Annotated in this window: 14 protein-coding genes; 7 read left to right on the top strand and 7 right to left on the bottom strand. The window is 44.0% G+C overall.

Features of this window, described 5'->3' with window-relative positions; translation table 11 throughout:
• Positions 1 to 37: 37 nt before the first annotated feature.
• The 3 genes from AC4MRV_RS13385 to hinT form a co-directional block, all read right to left on the bottom strand.
• A complete protein-coding gene (locus AC4MRV_RS13385; protein WP_491187830.1) occupies positions 38 to 427 on the bottom strand; it encodes a YcfL family putative periplasmic lipoprotein in 390 nt (129 codons plus the stop codon).
• Positions 424 to 1,821: a COG3014 family protein gene (locus AC4MRV_RS13380; RefSeq protein ID WP_491187829.1), complete on the bottom strand. Its 1,398-nt coding sequence runs from the start codon at positions 1,819 to 1,821 to the stop codon at positions 424 to 426. Before AC4MRV_RS13380 ends, AC4MRV_RS13385 begins: the two co-directional genes overlap by 4 nt.
• 96 nt (positions 1,822 to 1,917) lie before the next feature.
• Positions 1,918 to 2,268 (bottom strand): purine nucleoside phosphoramidase, encoded by a 351-nt coding sequence (gene hinT, locus AC4MRV_RS13375; protein WP_491187828.1) that lies wholly within the window; start codon positions 2,266 to 2,268, stop codon positions 1,918 to 1,920.
• 224 nt (positions 2,269 to 2,492) lie between these two features.
• On the opposite strand from hinT, the gene AC4MRV_RS13370 reads away from it, so the two are divergent.
• Together AC4MRV_RS13370 and AC4MRV_RS13365 are read left to right on the top strand one after the other, a co-directional pair.
• Positions 2,493 to 4,484, top strand: coding sequence for a methyl-accepting chemotaxis protein (locus tag AC4MRV_RS13370; RefSeq protein WP_491187827.1), 1,992 nt, complete (start codon positions 2,493 to 2,495; stop codon positions 4,482 to 4,484).
• A gap of 132 nt (positions 4,485 to 4,616) precedes the next feature.
• Positions 4,617 to 5,789: a DUF1887 family protein gene (locus AC4MRV_RS13365; RefSeq protein WP_491187826.1), complete on the top strand. Its 1,173-nt coding sequence runs from the start codon at positions 4,617 to 4,619 to the stop codon at positions 5,787 to 5,789.
• Positions 5,790 to 5,851: 62 nt separating this feature from the next.
• On the opposite strand, the gene fadR is transcribed toward AC4MRV_RS13365, so the two are convergent.
• Entirely contained in the window at positions 5,852 to 6,691 is an 840-nt protein-coding gene (gene fadR, locus AC4MRV_RS13360) for a fatty acid metabolism transcriptional regulator FadR (protein WP_491187825.1), read from the bottom strand.
• A 691-nt stretch (positions 6,692 to 7,382) separates the two neighbouring features.
• On the opposite strand from fadR, the gene nhaB reads away from it, so the two are divergent.
• Entirely contained in the window at positions 7,383 to 8,972 is a 1,590-nt protein-coding gene (gene nhaB / locus AC4MRV_RS13355) for a Na(+)/H(+) antiporter NhaB (RefSeq protein ID WP_491187824.1), read from the top strand.
• A gap of 95 nt (positions 8,973 to 9,067) precedes the next feature.
• A complete protein-coding gene (gene dsbB / locus AC4MRV_RS13350; protein ID WP_491187823.1) occupies positions 9,068 to 9,589 on the top strand; it encodes a disulfide bond formation protein DsbB in 522 nt (173 codons plus the stop codon).
• 231 nt (positions 9,590 to 9,820) lie between these two features.
• On the opposite strand, the gene AC4MRV_RS13345 is transcribed toward dsbB, so the two are convergent.
• Positions 9,821 to 12,772 carry a DNA translocase FtsK gene (locus tag AC4MRV_RS13345; protein WP_491187822.1) on the bottom strand — a complete coding sequence of 984 codons (2,952 nt, stop codon included), beginning with the start codon at positions 12,770 to 12,772 and terminating at the stop codon, positions 9,821 to 9,823.
• 154 nt (positions 12,773 to 12,926) lie between these two features.
• A complete protein-coding gene (gene lrp, locus AC4MRV_RS13340; RefSeq protein ID WP_004414493.1) occupies positions 12,927 to 13,421 on the bottom strand; it encodes a leucine-responsive transcriptional regulator Lrp in 495 nt (164 codons plus the stop codon).
• A gap of 174 nt (positions 13,422 to 13,595) precedes the next feature.
• Here lrp and ald point away from each other — a divergent pair, with 174 nt between their 5' ends.
• Positions 13,596 to 14,720, top strand: coding sequence for an alanine dehydrogenase (ald, locus tag AC4MRV_RS13335; protein WP_491187821.1), 1,125 nt, complete (start codon positions 13,596 to 13,598; stop codon positions 14,718 to 14,720).
• 260 nt (positions 14,721 to 14,980) lie between these two features.
• Here the strand turns inward: ald and yfbV are convergent, their stop codons facing one another.
• Positions 14,981 to 15,433, bottom strand: coding sequence for a terminus macrodomain insulation protein YfbV (gene yfbV, locus AC4MRV_RS13330; protein WP_491187820.1), 453 nt, complete (start codon positions 15,431 to 15,433; stop codon positions 14,981 to 14,983).
• 347 nt (positions 15,434 to 15,780) lie between these two features.
• On the opposite strand from yfbV, the gene AC4MRV_RS13325 reads away from it, so the two are divergent.
• Both AC4MRV_RS13325 and AC4MRV_RS13320 read left to right on the top strand, forming a co-directional pair.
• Positions 15,781 to 16,977: an acetate kinase gene (locus AC4MRV_RS13325; protein WP_491187819.1), complete on the top strand. Its 1,197-nt coding sequence runs from the start codon at positions 15,781 to 15,783 to the stop codon at positions 16,975 to 16,977.
• Positions 16,978 to 17,099: 122 nt separating this feature from the next.
• A partial coding sequence (locus tag AC4MRV_RS13320; protein ID WP_491187818.1) for an AAA family ATPase occupies positions 17,100 to 17,929 on the top strand: 830 nt, incomplete at its 3' end.

Genomic DNA, 17,929 nt, shown 5'->3' with positions numbered 1-17,929 from the left:
ATTGTTTATGACTAAAAACCTTAGGTTTTAGTTCGATTTAGTTATTATTTTCGCGAATTTGAACTCGGAATTGAGTTCCATTCGGATTCAGTGATACTTCTGAAATCGCGATCGATTCCATGCCTCTAACAATGGCTTGTCGCCAAGGGCCAAGCTTGGTATTGACTTCTAAACCTTCATCATCGTACCAATAGAAACGGTACTGAATCGCTTGATCGCCTTGGAATTGACTCGCTAAACGAACCACGCCTCGTGCACGGCCATCAACTTGTGCAGTAGAAATGTCTTCAACCTTTAATCGACCCGCTAGTACGTTGTCACCGAATAAAACCGTTTGAGACGCTCCATCGATACGTAACCCAGCCGTATTATTCGCGCATCCAGCTAACATTAGTGCAGCAATGGCTGCGATAAACCATTTTCTCATCGGATATTCCCTAACTGTTTATGCCAAATTGTAGCATTGCCACTTTGGCGTGAAACCCAAACCAATACCGTTCTACCGGCATCAGCCTCAAATTGGTACGACTTACCATCTACTAAAATCTGTTGCTCCCCCGGTTTAACCACAGCGCCACCGGTACGTATTTCAGCAGGCAACGTCTGCCAACTGCGCGTATCAGGCTGCTCTGTGAGAGTATTCCACACGTTAAGGAGTAGATTACCTACATCATCTTCTTTCTTTGCGGCTTCACGGCGTAATTGATCTTTCGCCCATACTCTTAGTGCCTGGCGGATAATAATAGCGGGCATTCTCTCAGACAAATCTCTTTGTGCCATTACGTTTACATCAGTTAGTAGGTCACTGTTTAGAGATTGGTTATTCAAACTAAGAGGGGGATATTGTTGTTTGGCTATCGATGGATAGTATGGCAATGCAACACTATACCAAACTCCGTTTCCACGACTGTCAAACAATGGCAATGATTGACGCCACTCATTCATTGCTTCAACTACACCCTGTTCTTCAATAACGATGACTCGCGCACTCTTTTCGTCGAGTAACTCCGCTTTGCCATAACGTTTTTCTAATTTGGATAAATCTGAGCGCATCCCCAAACGCTTGGCAACACGTTTTGTACCATCAATAACCTGTTCATTATCAGGCATCACGGCTAACGCTCTACGATAGTCAACATATGCACTGTTTAGATCCTTATCTGCTTCATACAAAAGTGCAGACAAGTAGAACAAATAACCATTTTGTACCGCTTGAAGTGTTTTACCTGCATCGGGATAGTTAGAGAGGACACTACCCAAGTTTGGTGTTAAGCCTTGAGCTTGTAGGTCATTTTGAGCTGATTCCAGTTCTTTCTCACGCTCTTTACGAGCCTTCTCTTGAACCTGATTTGCTCGACGCATTTCTACTAAAGCGCCTTCTAAACTGTTTTCCTTCAGATAATTGACCCCTAGATATAAATGGAGAAAACCTAGTTCATAGTCCGCTGGCTGATATATGTTTAAGTTATCATTAACGGCGAGAGAGCTAATACTGGTCGCTGTATCTGATACCGAAATAGTCGCTTTGTCTTGCTGTTCTCGAACCGCAGCATCACTAAGCCCTAAGGCAGTTTTGCTTAGCTCAAACTGCTCATTAAGCAGATACACTCGCCCTTTTTCAAAGTTATCTAGTATATCTCCAGCAACATAGTCAGGAAGTGCCTCTTCAGCTTGTTGGTACTGCCCAGCTTTAACAGCTTGGTACACCTGCTGATTCTGGGCGCTGTAATGGCTAAACAAATTTCCCGCGGAAAGGTTGGCGCATGCAGAAAGAAGTGTGGTACTAACTACAATGAATGCGAGTTGAACGTGTCTACGCACCTCGTACTCCAGTAATTTTATTGATTATTAGTAATGAGAGTCAGACGGTGGGCAACTAAAAAAGTTCCAGCCACACCGTCACATAGAATTAGGCAGTTAGCTCATTAACATTGGGCCTAAAGGACGACCGCCAACCAAATGCATGTGGATATGGTAAACCTCCTGGCCGCCGTGCGAGTTACAATTCACGATCAAACGATAACCATCTTCAGCAATGCCCTCTTCTTTCGCGAGTTTCTTTGCCACAATAAACATGCGCCCCATAAGAACTTCGTCTTCATCAGCAACATCATTCACTGTCGGGATCAGTTTGTTTGGAATGATCAGAATGTGACTTGGCGCACGAGGGTTAATATCGCGGAAAGCCGTCACCAAATCATCTTGATACACAACGTCAGCAGGGATTTCCTTGCGAATGATCTTACTAAAAATGGTTTCTTCAGCCATGAAGCTCTCCATCATCTGCATTTGAGAATAATTGTATTTGTCGAGTATGCGCCAAGCTGCTTTAAATCACAATAAAAAACATTGTTCATTAAATATAAAGTGCAATTAGTCACCTGCAACAAACTAATTTTGTATTGTGCGTCATAAAATGCGCGTCTCAGTATCAATAAAATAACACTCTTTTTGTTAGATTTTTAAGACAACTATAATTTAGGGAGAGGTCTATGAAAGGCTCAGTCATTAGACGTATGTATGTGGGCTTTGCATTGATCATTATCACTTTCGTTATCACCACTGTGATGACGATGCGAGGAATGCAACAAATCCATACCAATTTCGAGAGTGTTTCCAACACCTCACTTCCGCTGGTATCTCAATCCAACAACACCAGTGTTTCATTGCTTTCTGCGGACAAACTTTTTAAGGACTTTTTAACTACGCAAAGCTTCGAACGCATGGCCGAGATCTCAGCTCAATTTAACGAAGCAAAACAAAATTACACTTCAACTCTTCTCGATTTAGAGCAAGCCAGCTTAAATCAACCTCAACTCGAAGAGCGCATCGCTCAGCTAAAAGAGATGGAAGTTCGCTACTTCACCGAAGCTGAAGAAGCAATGACCAACTATCGAGACATGTTTGAAGCTCAAGCCAAAGTCCAAAAATCGACTCGCCAGTTCCAGCGCCTCCACTCAGAGTTGAGCGTCGGAATGAAAGAGTATGTAGATGAACAAAGCAGTATCTCAGTTAAAGTGATGGCAAAAAGCTATTTCATAAAACTTAAAGATGCTGAGGTCATCACTTCCGATGCGTTGGCAAGCAGCGATACCGAGTTAGTGGCAAAAGCTGTGGCTAAAAACAAAAAAGCGGTAACGCACCTCAACTATGCCTACCGCGGGCTTACAACTCAAATGCCGGAAATAAAGAAAGTGTTTGATGAGTCTGTGCAGCAATTTACGATTGATGTGGGTAAAAAAGGTGGCGTGCTAGATCAACACGCTTCTTACCTAGTCGCGAAAGACGCCCTGTATGCCAACATCGCAAATTTGACTCAAGAGATCGATGCGACAATGGCGGTTCTGAACTCCTTCAACCAAGTCGCACAAGAAGGATTACATGCGTCTCTACTTGAAGCAGGAGAAGTATATGAGCAAGGCGTCATTCGCTCTATTAGCATTGGTGCATTTGTCATTCTTTTAGCGATTGGTGTGGGTTACCATATCGCTCAAAGTGTACGTGAGCCACTAACTCGCATTCTAAAAACACTTGAGCACCTAACTAACGGTGACATGACGCAACGTATCGATATTCGCTACAACAATGAATTTAGTCGCGTTAGCGGACACATCAATACACTGGCTGATAGCTTGCACAATATTCTGGTTAAGCTAAATGACGCCTCAGACAACCTTACAGAAACCGCGAACACTAACCAAACAACCTCTTCTCAAGCTCAACACCAGTTAAGCCAACAAAGAGAGCAAACTGCCACAGTAGCAACTGCAATGACTGAAATGTCTCACTCGGTTCAAGAAGTGGCGCAAAGTGCACAAAGCTCTCAGCAAATGGTAGAAAGAGTTGAAACAGCTTCTGAGTCAGGTCGTCAGATTATGAGTAGTAACATTACGACCATCAACCAACTAGAGACGCGTTTGACTAAGTCGGTTGATGCCGTGAAAGACCTACAAAGTATGAGTAGCCAGATTGGGTCCATTTTGGATGTGATTCGCAATATTGCCGAACAAACGAATCTACTTGCGCTTAACGCTGCTATTGAAGCGGCTCGAGCAGGTGAGCAAGGACGAGGATTTGCCGTAGTTGCGGATGAGGTACGAGTGCTCGCACAGCGCACTACCGAGTCCACTTCTGAAATCGAAAACATGATTAGTAACCTACAATCGAGCTCGACGTCGGCAAGTAAAGTCATCCAAAGCTGTATGGATGACATGGAACAATCAGTAGAGCAGGCTTCAAATGCCAATAGTGCGATGGAAGAAATTCAAGCGCTCATTCTGGAAATCAGTCAAATGAGCGGTCAGATATCTCAAGCCGCAGCGGAGCAAAGTGAAACATCTACAGATATTGCGCGTAATATTGAAGAAATCAATTTGATCGCAGAGCAGAGCTATCAAGCGATGGCTCAAATTGCCCGAACCAGCAGCGACCTTACCCAGCTCGCTAACCAGCAAGGCGATTTAGTCCATCAATTTAAACTTTAACAACCTTATCTGTCTTAAAGGGCGACTAATTTTATTAGTCGCCCTTGTTTTTTATACCCTGTGTCATCATATGGTTTATAGGCTTGCTTCTTTTTCTTACTCATTTTCGCAAGCCATACATGAGGAATATATATGGCAGTTCATGTTGGCATCATCGACCAAGACCCAATCAGGTTAGTCACTCCTTTGCTCGACAATCGCACCATCAGTAATCATATAGTGTTCATCGGTGTTAAAGCACAAGAAGAAATGTATCTACGCTTACACAGTGTTCTCGCCAAACGAGAGATTACATCTGAGTTTTTTGAAATCCCCAACGTTGCCAACCCCTCTTTGATCAAGCAAGCTGTTACTGTACTAGCTGAGGATCTAAAAGCTCGCTCAGAAGAAGTAAAACTTAATGCGAGCTGCGGATTACGTCATCGCCTTCTTTCTGTTTATGAAATCTTTCGTACTTATCATTGGCCAATTTTTGTCGTTGAACCAAACAGCGACCGTCTATGCTGGCTCTACCCTGACGGTAAAGACGATACCCAAGTACAAGATAGAATCACCATCGACGATTATCTGACCATCTTCGGTGCACGTGGCGAGTTCAATGAGCATGAGCTTCCCCCACAACTCGATCAAAAGCTTTATGAATTGGGTGAACGCTGGGCAAGTAACGCCTTGGAACTTGGCCCCGGTCTTGCGACATTGAACTATCTAGCAACAACCTGCAGAAAAGAGCAAAGATTGGACGTGGAGCTATCTGAAAAGCAACAAGGCTACCGCGAACTGAATATGCTACTAACGGACCTTGTAGAAGCAGACATTGCCACTTATGACAATGGAGTGCTCACTTTCGCAAACGAAGACGCAAGACGTTTTTCTAACGGAGAGTGGCTAGAAACCTTAGTACACAGCACGGTACGTCAAATCCAGCAGGACATGCCTACAATACAAGACCACTCATTGAACGTGCAGGTATATCGTCAACTAGGTGAACGTGAAGTTCGTAACGAGTTAGATGTCGCCTCAGTAGTAAACAATAAGCTCCATATCATTGAATGTAAGACCAAAGGCATGCGCGACGATGGTGATGACACTCTCTATAAGCTTGAGTCTTTGCGTGACTTACTTGGCGGCTTACAAGCAAGAGCAATGCTGGTAAGCTTCCGTCCACTTCGCCATAACGATATTACTCGTGCTGAGGACTTGGGTTTAGCACTGATTGGCCCAGATGAGTTAAAAGATCTCAAGGCACACCTAACTAGCTGGTTTAGAGACGCTGGTGGCAATGAAGACGAATGTGCTGATTGTTAGCATTTTCTCAATAAAAAAACCGCCATTAGGCGGTTTTTTTCTTTATCGGTGAAGCTCTAAAGCTAGCAATCGTCTTCTGTAAAGTTAGTCGGTAAAGTCAATTTCATCTGATTCCAGATTTGGGCACTTTCTAAACCGTAATTTCTAACAACAATCAAAATACGATCTCGGTCTCCAGATTCACATACATCAAGAAGATCACGATAGAAAGTCAACGCGAGGCTACGAGCCTGAGGGCTAGAGAAGTAATAGCTACCCACTCGATCGTATAGCTTCTTCAAGCCATTAAAAATCAAACCATAAATCTGATTACCAGAGTGGAATGCTAAGCGTTGGAAAAGCATGTAGTCGTAAAAATTAAAAGTCTTCGCTACCAAGATTGCCTGGCGCTTAGCTTCATCTTTTTCGCCATCATCTTTAATATGCTGTTGAATCTTTTCTGCATAAGGTGAAGATTCCATAAACGCATCCCAAGAATCTGCAGCAAGTAACGCCTCACACGACTCAATAACTGTGGTTATCGTTTTCTCTGCATTTTCTTTGTTTGCTTTGAAAGCATAACGCATAAAGATTGGGCTGATATTAGTGCGTGCTGCAAGCAAATCTTCCACAATAGATGTTGCGTTATCAGCGTCTAACGTCATGAGCGTATCTAAAATGTGCAGACCCGATGTTTCCATAAATTGGTTTACACGTGTCGGCTTGCCATGCTGAATGGTCAACCAACCGTCACGAGCCAGTCTTTGTAACACTTCACGTAATGTTGTTCGGGTAACACCGATCAGTTCAGAGAGCTCACGTTCTGCAGGTAAAATGGAACCAGGAGGGAAGCGCCCTTTCCAAATACTTTCAATAATGTATTTCTCTGCGAATCCTGCTGGGCTTTTAGCCTTTATGACCATCTATGTCTTATCCAGTTTGTATTTTTATGGGTCTATTAGGAACTCATCATACCACTAGTTTTTACATATCGGAAACCAGACACCACTAAACTTGAGCTAAAACCCACATAGAGCAATAACTCTAATTGATGTAGGCGCATTTTGCATATTCCCAAATCGCGCAATCGATATAATTACTAAGTTTAATAAAATTGTAACATTGCGGAAGACCCGCCATTACTGACCTCAGAATCACAAACTTAGTTTGTAAAATTATATAAATAACCCTTCATTTTCATTCAATATAATCACATATTCTTTCTTATTCTCGCACTTCCCCCTCTGACTGCCACTAACGATTGTTTTTCACAACTCTCGTGGTATGTTTACGCCACTTTGATCGCGTTTTTAAACAAAAGTCTCATAATATAAAAGTCAGTAATGAGTTATTCATTGACTAATGAATCTTGAGGAGTAGAGTGGCGGCCAAAGTATGGAGTGCTTGTTTTTCTCAGGGAGTGACTTGGCAAGATCGCATCTTAAAAGTGTTGATGTTGTTTTTCTAAGTCACTGTTGGATCGGGTTTGTTTCCCCAAAATTCAAAATAGGTCGTTCTTAGGCAAGGAACAGTGCCGACATTGGGTTTACGCCGATTTATGGATACAAGCACGCGCAGTGTCTATTCATAACAACATTTAAGAGTATTACGATCATGCCGATGTCACTCGGAAATGCGTTTATCAAGAACTTTCTTGGTAAAGCCCCAGATTGGTACAAAGTTGCCATCATTTCTTTTCTTATCATCAACCCAATAGTTTTCTTCTTCGTTGATCCCTTCGTAGCCGGTTGGTTACTTGTTGCAGAGTTCATTTTTACTCTTGCAATGGCGTTGAAATGTTACCCTTTGCAACCTGGTGGTTTACTGGCTATTGAAGCAATCGCCATCGGAATGACAAGCCCAGAGCAAGTTAAACACGAACTTGTCGCGAACATAGAAGTGCTTCTACTGTTAGTGTTTATGGTCGCTGGCATCTACTTCATGAAGCAGCTTCTGCTCTATATCTTCACCAAAATACTTCTGGGCATTAAATCGAAATCAATGCTATCGGTTGCATTCTGTTTCGCAGCTGCATTCCTTTCTGCGTTCCTTGATGCATTAACCGTTATTGCTGTTGTCATTAGCGTTGCCGTTGGTTTCTATGCTATCTACCATAAGGTTGCGTCAGGCCAAGGCCCTCATGCATCACATGACCATACACAAGACGATCATCTATCAGAGCTTACCCGCGATGATTTAGAAAACTACCGAGCTTTCTTGCGCTCACTGCTTATGCATGCGGGTGTTGGTACAGCCCTTGGTGGCGTAATGACTATGGTAGGCGAACCACAAAACTTGATCATCGCAGACCAAGCTGGTTGGAACTTTGGTGAATTCATCATTCGTATGTTGCCAGTGACGGCGCCTGTATTCGTATGTGGTTTGATTACATGTGTACTTGTTGAGAAACTAAAAGTATTTGGCTACGGCGCTCGTCTACCAGAAAACGTTCGTCAAATTCTGGTTGATTTCGACCGTGAAGAGAAGAAAAACAGAACTAAGCAAGACGTTGCAAAACTTTGGGTTCAAGGTTTTATCGCAGTTTGGCTGATTGTTGGTTTAGCACTTCACTTAGCGGCTGTTGGCTTAATCGGCCTTTCAGTAATCATCCTAGCCACCGCCTTTACTGGTGTTATTGAAGAGCACTCAATGGGCAAGGCATTCGAAGAAGCTCTCCCATTTACCGCTCTGCTTGCTGTATTTTTTGCAGTGGTTGCAGTAATTATTGACCAAGAACTATTTAAGCCGGTCATTGATGCCGTATTGCATGTAGAAGATAAAGGCACTCAGTTGGCACTATTTTATGTAGCTAACGGTGTCCTATCTATGGTGTCAGACAACGTGTTCGTCGGTACTGTTTATATTAATGAAGTAAAAACAGCCTTGATTGAAGGTGTCATTACTCGCGACCAATTTGACTTGCTTGCTGTTGCCATCAACACTGGTACTAACCTACCATCTGTCGCAACACCAAACGGTCAAGCTGCATTCCTGTTCTTATTGACATCAGCATTGGCGCCACTTATCCGCCTATCATATGGACGCATGGTTATTATGGCGTTACCTTACACCGTTGTGCTTGCACTGGTCGGGCTTGCTGGTATCGTCTTCTTTGTTGAACCAATGACTGCATGGTTTTACGATGCAGGCTGGATCAGCCATCATACGGGCGATGTGATCCAAGCTGTATCTGGCGGTCACTAATAACGGTTATTAAAAAGTTTTTGTTGATACTGAAACTTTTCCACGATAAAAAGCTCTGATAAGTCAGAGCTTTTTTATTATTTCAAGGTATCTCTGTGAACATTCTTTCCGCGATTAAAACATTTTCTCAAGGGCGTCTTTCTTGGTTACTGCTTCTACTGTTCGTAATCTTTTTCGAAGCTTGTGCTCTATTCTTTCAACATGTGATGATGCTTTCCCCGTGTGTCATGTGTATCTACGAACGTGTAGCTATGCTCGGTGTCGGGGGGGCGGCACTGTTTGGACTTATCGCACCAAACAACCCTATTATTCGCTGGTTGGGACTGGCAGCATGGGGAGCAAGTGCTTATAAAGGTCTAGCGCTTTCGCTACAGCACGTTGACTATCAATTTAACCCATCTCCTTTTGCGACCTGTGACCTATTCGTTACCTTCCCCGATTGGGCTCCTCTAAACCAATGGGCACCATGGATGTTTGAAGCCTACGGAGACTGCAGTAAAGTCGTATGGCAATTCTTGACTCTATCAATGCCTCAATGGCTAGTGGTTATTTTTGCAGGTAACTTACTTGCACTTGGTGTGATTGTGATTGCCCAATTCGCCAAAAGTAATAAGTAAGAATAAACAACGTAACCAGAAGGGTTGGCCTAGTAAGCCAACCCTTTTTTATGACTAACTTAAGTCATCTAGTTGACAGAGCGTTAGTAGAGCGGCCACTTGTTCTCTCGATGCGTCTAAATGGAGCTCAACAACGTTCAAGTATTGTCACACCTACGAAAGCCATAAAAAGTGCAAACAAAAAAGGGTTAGCACAAACTAACCCTTTTATTTCCTCTGTCCAAAACGCTTCTAGTTCATGTCGCGGCCAGGCGCAGGAGCAAGGACCTCACGGTTGCCATTATGTCCCGGCGCGCTCACAATACCCTGCGCTTCGAGCTGTTCCACAATACGCGCCGCGCGGTTGTATCCTATCTTAAATCGACGTTGAACTCCTGAGACCGAACCACGGCGAGACTGGACAACATGTTCGACAACTTGATCGAACAATGGATCCATATCTTCTTCACCTTCTGGTTTCTCTCCTGGCAATAACGCTTCAGGGCCTTGATCACCATTGGTGATCTCTTCAATATAGTTTGGCTTTCCTCGCGCCTTCCAGTTGTTCACCACGGCATGTACGTCGTCATCTGAGGCAAACGCACCATGTACGCGGACTGTATGGCTTGAACCAGGAGGTAAATAGAGCATATCACCCATCCCAAGTAGTGATTCTGCACCGCCCTGGTCGAGGATAGTACGCGAATCCGTCTTGGTTGAAACGGTAAACGCGACACGTGTTGGAATGTTGGCTTTAATCAAACCTGTAATAACATCTACTGAAGGACGCTGCGTCGCTAAGATTAGGTGAATACCCGCTGCTCGGGCTTTTTGAGCAAGACGAGCGATCAACTCTTCGACTTTCTTGCCTACCACCATCATCAAATCAGCAAACTCGTCGACGATGACAACTATATAAGGTAGTTTGTCAAGCAACGGTGCAGTCTCGTCCATGCTGTCGCCCGGTTGCCACAATGGATCATGAATTGGGTGCCCTGCTTCAGCAGCCATCTTAAGCTTGTCGTTAAAGCCTTTAATGTTACGCACACCTAATGCAGACATGAGCTTGTAACGACGTTCCATTTCCCCCACACACCAGCGCAGCGCATTAGAGGCATCTTTCATATCGGTCACAACTTCAGACAGTAAGTGAGGAATACCCTCATAAACTGATAGCTCGAGCATTTTCGGGTCAATCATGATGAAACGAACTTCTTCAGGCGTTGCTTTGTACAGCATACTCAGAATCATCACGTTAACACCGACCGACTTACCTGAACCAGTGGTACCTGCTACTAGCACATGAGGCATCTTAGATAGATCGGCAACCACCGCTTCGCCGGCGATATCCTGTCCAAGTACAACAGTAGTAGGAGATTTAGCTTCGATAAATTGCTGGCTGCCTACCACATCAGAAAAGAATACGGTCTGACGACTCATATTTGGCAATTCAAGACCAACGTATGGCTTACCAGGAATGACTTCGACTACACGTACCGCCATCGCCGATAACGAACGGGCTAAGTCCATAGACAAGCCAGATATGCGGCTTACCTTCACTCCAGGTGCCAAATCGAGTTCAAATCGCGTAATTACTGGACCTGGGAAAATATCAACAACCGTTGCCTGAATTTTGTAATCTGCCAGTTTGGCTTCAACCAAGCGGGCAATATTCTCTAACGCTTCACGATCGATAAAATTTTCACGTTTCTCTGGATGGTAAAGCAACTCCAATGTCGGCATCGGCTCAGCAGGCTTAGGCAAATTAGGCTCATGCTGAACTAAGAATGGGTTTTGCTGAGCGGCCACTTTGGCTTGTGCGTCTGCGACAATATTCTGAAATGCCACAGCGTCTTGATCATCAACTTCAACCTCTTCAGCCATTATCTCCGAATGAGCGATTTCCTCTACAACAGGTTCAAAGTGCTGTGCTAAAGGCTCTTCGTCTGCGACGTCAAAACTGGAGATCGTCGGCTCTTGATGTTCCGGCTCAGGTTCAACAAAGTGAGTAATTTGCTCCAATTCGACGTCATCAATAACGGGGTGAGTAATATCACGCGTATCAACTTTTTGCTCAAGTTCGCTCCATGGGAGTGAGCTTTCAGCATGTTGAGTAGCTGGCTGCATTTGCTGTTCAGTTGCACTCTGCTCGTAAACGTCAGGGCTATAATGCTCTGCCCCTTGCGCAAAATCATCATCCTTTTGAGCAGCGGCCTCAAGCTCTTCAATCGTTGAACCCAATTGTCGGGTGCGTTCCACTTTAGGCTCTTCAACGAAAGGAGAAAGATCTTCTTTATTCACTTCAGGTTGCGATACATATTCTGGTTCGCTTATCTCTATCTCTGAGTATGATGGCTGTGGCTCTACCACTGCTTCAGGCTCAGTATAAGTGGGCTCTTGGCGAACATCTGGCATGTGAATATTGAAACGACGTTGTGCTTCTGGAACGACTTCTTCGTCGCTTTTTGCAGACACGTCGAGTTCCTGAGCTTGGTTTTCAAAAATAGGAGCCGACGCTTGAGGCATCGCAAGCTGAGGTTCCAATACCTCTTCTCTTTCACCTCGTAGTCGATTGATCAATTTCGTGACACCAGAGATCGCTGTTTCACCTAGCCAATCGACAATCGTTAACCACGAAATGCCAGTAAGTAGTGTTAAACCGGCTCCCCATAGGAACAAAAGCACTAATGTTGTGCCGAGGATATTGAGAGTCGGCAGCGCTAAACTGGATAAAACATCGCCAATAACACCACCAGAAGAAAAATACCAAATATCGTCAAAGTTAATATCGGCCAATCCACAGCTGGTTAAGATCAGAATTGTCAGGCCTAATAATCGTGTCCCCCACAGCATCAGATCAATAGGGTCATCTTCATCACGCTTTCGCAGCAGAATCCACGACGTTACTGTGACAATAAATGGGATTGAGTATGCTAGAGAGCCAAAAGTAAAAAATAAGGTGTCCGCAAACCAAGCGCCAACTAACCCACCAGCATTGTTAACATCCCCTCCCCAAGCGGTCTGAGACCATGAAGGATCTGCAGGACTAAATGTTAATAATGCGACAGACAGCAAAATGGAAAGCAATACAATCACAATGAGACTGCACTCTTTAAGGCGTTGAGGCCCATTGAGACGAGAGGGCTGACTCTCTTCACCTGTTTTGATTATCGTTTCGACTTTATTTTTGTTCTCTTTGAACATAACCAACTTATTCTATTGAAGAGACCGTTCAGGAAGCCTAAACGGTAAGAAAAAAATAGTCCGAGCAGCAATGCTACTCGGACTATCGATTTAACCATATCAGGGCTTAAAACCCAATTACCTAAAGTCAGAATATCGAAAGGTATTTCGCTAATTAGCGAGTTTTGATAACCAACTGGTTAGTTTGCTTCACCTCTTCCATAACAACGTAGGTACGAGTGTCGTTTACACCAGGAAGACGTAGCAGTGTATCACCTAGAAGCTTACGGTAAGCACTCATGTCCGATACACGGGTTTTTAGTAGGTAATCGAAATCACCTGATACTAAGTGACACTCTTGAATGTCATCTAGTTTCTGAACTGCCGTATTGAACTGCTCAAACACGTCAGGTGCGCCACGGTTTAACGTAATTTCAACAAATACCAATAGAGATGCATCTAGGTATTGTGGGTTGAGTAACGCAGTATAACCAGTGATATACCCTTGTCGCTCCAAGCGACGCACACGCTCTAAACATGGTGTTGGAGAAAGGCCAACACGCTTAGAGAGCTCTACATTCGAAATACGACCGTCTTTTTGCAACTCATTAAGAATGTTGCGGTCAATGCGATCTAGATCCTTGGACGGCTTTTTATTGTTGTCTGCCATTTTTTATTCCACCTTATTACTTCCTTGCAAAAAAATATACTACAACTTTTTAATATTCAGTATCAAATTTTATCCAATCATATCTATACTAGATATTAATTCGACAGAATTACCCTACAAATAGTTAATACAACCATTATAGTTTACACAACCAAAATAAAATGAGGAGTCAGGATGATCATTGGCGTACCTAAGGAAATCAAAAACCACGAGTACCGTGTGGGCATGATCCCAGCAAGCGTTCGCGAGCTAGTGTCTCAGGGTCACCAAGTTTTTGTTGAAACCAATGCCGGTTCAGGTATCGGTTTTTCAGACGATGATTACATCGCTGTAGGCGCATCCATTCTTCCTACTGCTGCCGACGTTTTCGCGCAAGCAGAAATGATTGTAAAGGTTAAAGAACCTCAAGCTGTCGAGCGCGCAATGCTTCGAGAAGGGCAAATTTTATTTACATATTTGCACCTAGCACCAGATTTTCCACAAACTGAAGAGCTAATCAAGAGCAAAGCTGTCTGCATAGCATACGAGACTGTAACAGATAATATGGGTCGCTTGCCACTACTTGCGCCAATGTCTGAGGTTGCAGGTCGCATGTCTATTCAAGCAGGTGCACAAACTTTAGAGAAATCTCACGGTGGTCGCGGCCTTCTTCTAGGCGGTGTACCAGGCGTTGAACCAGCAAAAGTTGTCGTTGTTGGCGGCGGTGTTGTTGGTGCTAATGCAGCACGTATGGCTGTCGGTCTACGCGCAGACGTAACAATCTTGGACCGTAATGTTGATACACTACGTCGTCTAGACGAAGAGTTCCAAGGTCGTGCAAAAGTAGTTTACTCTACAGAAGATGCTATTGAGAAGCACGTTCTAGAAGCTGACCTAGTAATCGGTGCCGTGCTAATCCCCGGCGCTGCCGCACCTAAACTAGTAACTAAAGAGCACATCGCTAAGATGAAGCCAGGCGCAGCAGTGGTTGACGTAGCTATCGATCAAGGCGGCTGTTTCGAGACATCTCACGCAACAACTCACGCAGACCCAACATACATTGTTGACGATGTCGTTCACTACTGTGTTGCAAACATGCCTGGTGCTGTTGCTCGCACGTCTACATTCGCTCTAAACAATGCTACGCTGCCTTACATTGTTAAACTAGCAAACAAAGGCTACCGCGAAGCGCTTCTTGACGACAAAGGCTTCCTAGAAGGTCTAAATGTTATCCACGGCAAAGTAACCTGTAAAGAAGTAGCAGAAAGCTTCGATCTAGAATACGTAGATCCAGCTGATGCGATTGCAATGTTCAACTAATGTTGAATAGATTCAGATAAGAAAACGCTCACTTCGGTGAGCGTTTTTTAGTTTGAGCTGGAGATTTTTTAAAGCTCATCGAAAAATTTTTTGAGATTCCCTACTCGTTTCTTCATCCCTCTATGGAATGACAGGCGCACGTCATCTTCGAAGAATGAGTGTGAGCAAATTGAGGAACTCTTAAAAGACCGCCGCTCCCTACTACGCACCGACTGCGTCATAGGGACTGACCATAATTAAGTGGTGAAGCAGGTAAGAAGTTAAAACCAACGCTCCAATGCGCTTTTATCCAACTGACGAAAAGCTCGATTGAGGATTTGAGCCAGCTCTTTATAACGAGGGCGAGATTTCATTGGTTCAAGTGCAAAGCCACTTTCGCTGATTTTCTGATGTATTTCGCGATACCAACCCGCTAACGCAGGAGGCAACTGAGTGTTCGCTCGGTTACCTAACCACCACATACCCTGAATGGGCATGCTAATAGCAAACAAAGCAATGATGACAGCTTGAGGCATAGCGTTGTAGTTATTGAATGCCATTTGCGTTAGTACACTGATGGCAGCAATTGCAGGCATAACCTTTACACCGAAACGGGTTGCCTTGATGATGCGCTGTTCCGGAAAGAGCAAATTCAACTCTTTGCGCATTGGCCAAGTATCCATGTACTTTTGTCCATCGCGTAGGCTATGGACTAGTCCAGCTTTATTACTCATACGACTCTCTCACTTCATTACCAGGCCCGAAAACTAAAATTAAGTTGAAAGTTTCAACTATTAACGCAAAAAATTGATGAAAGTTAATATTCTTTCAAATTTTTTTTGTTATCATTGCTTATTATCGTTATCCTTTGCGGACCCACAATCTCATTGTTGCTGTTATTTACAATTTAAGCAACTCTTGAGACCTTTCTGCAGCGGATGCAAGGGTGATGATTTGGATCATCACTGTCTTTTATACGGAATTCGAAGTTTTTTTGACCAAGATTAGTACGCAGCTTTTTACGCATCGTCTATTCTTGTGATTAATTTTTATCCTAACTGATTATTACAGGTAGTCACTCATGTCAAAGCTAGTTTTAGTTTTAAACTGCGGTAGTTCTTCTCTTAAATTTGCTGTTGTTGATGCAGAAAGCGGTGATGAGCATCTAACAGGTCTTGCAGAATGTCTGCACCTTCCTGAAGCTCGTATCAAGTGGAAACTTGACGGTAAACACGAAGCTCAACTAGGCAACGGCGCAGCTCACGAAGAAGCTCTAGCGTTCATGGTAGAAACTATTCTTGCTTCTAAGCCAGAGCTTTCTGAGAACCTAGCAGCAATCGGTCACCGTGTTGTACACGGCGGCGAGAAGTTCACTCAGTCTGCACTAATTACTGACGACGTGCTTAAAGGCATCGAAGACTGTGCGACACTTGCACCTCTTCACAACCCTGCTCACATCATCGGCATCAAAGCAGCACAAAAATCTTTCCCAGCACTGAAAAACGTTGCTGTGTTTGACACTGCTTTCCACCAAACAATGCCTGAAGAGTCTTACCTATACGCTCTTCCATACAACCTATACAAAGAGCACGGTATCCGTCGTTACGGCATGCACGGTACTTCTCACCTATTCATCACTCGTGAAGTTGCTAACATCCTTGGCAAGCCAGTTGAAGAAGTTAACATCATCAACTGTCACCTAGGTAACGGTGCGTCTGTTTGTGCAGTTAAGAACGGTAAATCTGTCGATACTTCAATGGGTCTGACTCCTCTAGAAGGTCTAGTAATGGGTACTCGTTGTGGCGATATCGACCCTGCGATCATTTTCCACCTATACGACACACTTGGTTACTCAGTTGAGAAAATCAACAACATGCTAACTAAAGAGTCTGGTCTTGCTGGTCTTACAGAAGTAACTTCTGACTGTCGTTTCGTTGAAGACAACTACGGTGAGAAAGAAGAAGCAACTCGCGCGATGGACGTATTCTGTCACCGCCTAGCTAAGTACGTTGCTGGTTACACTGCATCTCTAGAAGGTCGTCTGGACGCTATCGTATTCACTGGTGGTATCGGTGAAAACTCTGGCCCAATCCGTGAAATGGTTCTTAACCGTCTAGGTATCTTCGGTATCGAAGTTGATGGTGAAGCTAACCTTAAAGCTCGTTTCGGTGGTGAAGGTACTATCACAACTGAAAACAGCCGTATCCCAGCAATGGTTATCTCTACTAACGAAGAGCTAGTTATCGCTGAAGACACTGCACGTCTAGCAGGTCTTTAATTGACTTAACCGGCTGACACAACGTCAGCCGGTTTTCTTACTAAGGGGCTTAACTCCTATTCCAATTTAATTAAGGAATACGCAGTTAAGCTTTTATCCCAATAGCTAAAGGTACTCTACGAATGTCTCGTACTATTATGCTTATCCCTGCAAGTGCTGGTGTTGGTCTTACTAGCGTAAGCATGGGTGTTCTTCGCGCTATGGAGCGCAAAGGCGTTAAAGTTTCTTTCTACAAGCCAATCTGTCAACCTCGCTCTGGTGGTGATCAGCCAGACCTAACATCAACAATCGTTGGTGCTAACAGCGATGTTAAAATTGGTACGCCAATGATGATGTCTGTTGCTGAAAGCCTAATCGGTAACGACAACATGGACGAGCTGCTAGAAACAGTTGTTGAGCGTTACAACCAAATCAACAAAGATGCCGACGTAACGCTTATTGAAGGTCTAGTACCTACTCGTAAACACCCATTCGCTAACCAAGTTAACGCTGAGATTGCAGCAACACTTGGTGCAGAGATTGTTCTTGTAGCAACTCCAGGTACTGATAACCCTGCACAGCTTAAAGAGCGTATCGAAGTAGCATGTTCTAACTTCGGCGGTACTAAGAATAAAAACATCTCTGGCGTTATCATCAACAAGCTAAATGCGCCTGTTGACGAAGCGGGCCGTACTCGCCCTGACCTATCTGAAATCTTTGACGATGCGGATAGCGCGAAGCAAAACGAAATGAAAGTGATGGAAATCTTCAACACTTCTCCAATTCGTGTACTAGGTTGTGTGCCATGGAGCATCGACCTAATCGCTACGCGTGCAATCGACATGGCTGAGCACCTAAACGCTGATATTATCAACGCTGGTGACATCAACACACGTCGTATTAAGAGCATCACATTCTGTGCACGTTCTCTGCCAAACATGATTGAGCACTTCAAACCAGGCTCTCTACTTGT

This window comes from Vibrio sp., assembly GCF_984391705.1.
The sequence above is the reverse complement of the archived record's forward strand: the minus strand, read 5'-3'. Positions and strand labels throughout refer to the sequence as shown.

What these genes read in the sequence shown, in the direction of transcription:
- AC4MRV_RS13385 (WP_491187830.1), bottom strand. Translation starts at nt 427, where the DNA reads ATGAGAAAATGGTTTATCGCAGCCATTGCTGCACTAATGTTAGCTGGA.
- hinT (WP_491187828.1), bottom strand. Translation starts at nt 2,268, where the DNA reads ATGGCTGAAGAAACCATTTTTAGTAAGATCATTCGCAAGGAAATCCCT.
- AC4MRV_RS13370 (WP_491187827.1), top strand. Translation starts at nt 2,493, where the DNA reads ATGAAAGGCTCAGTCATTAGACGTATGTATGTGGGCTTTGCATTGATC.
- AC4MRV_RS13365 (WP_491187826.1), top strand. Translation starts at nt 4,617, where the DNA reads ATGGCAGTTCATGTTGGCATCATCGACCAAGACCCAATCAGGTTAGTC.
- fadR (WP_491187825.1), bottom strand. Translation starts at nt 6,691, where the DNA reads ATGGTCATAAAGGCTAAAAGCCCAGCAGGATTCGCAGAGAAATACATT.
- nhaB (WP_491187824.1), top strand. Translation starts at nt 7,383, where the DNA reads ATGCCGATGTCACTCGGAAATGCGTTTATCAAGAACTTTCTTGGTAAA.
- AC4MRV_RS13345 (WP_491187822.1), bottom strand. Translation starts at nt 12,772, where the DNA reads ATGTTCAAAGAGAACAAAAATAAAGTCGAAACGATAATCAAAACAGGT.
- lrp (WP_004414493.1), bottom strand. Translation starts at nt 13,421, where the DNA reads ATGGCAGACAACAATAAAAAGCCGTCCAAGGATCTAGATCGCATTGAC.
- ald (WP_491187821.1), top strand. Translation starts at nt 13,596, where the DNA reads ATGATCATTGGCGTACCTAAGGAAATCAAAAACCACGAGTACCGTGTG.
- yfbV (WP_491187820.1), bottom strand. Translation starts at nt 15,433, where the DNA reads ATGAGTAATAAAGCTGGACTAGTCCATAGCCTACGCGATGGACAAAAG.
- AC4MRV_RS13325 (WP_491187819.1), top strand. Translation starts at nt 15,781, where the DNA reads ATGTCAAAGCTAGTTTTAGTTTTAAACTGCGGTAGTTCTTCTCTTAAA.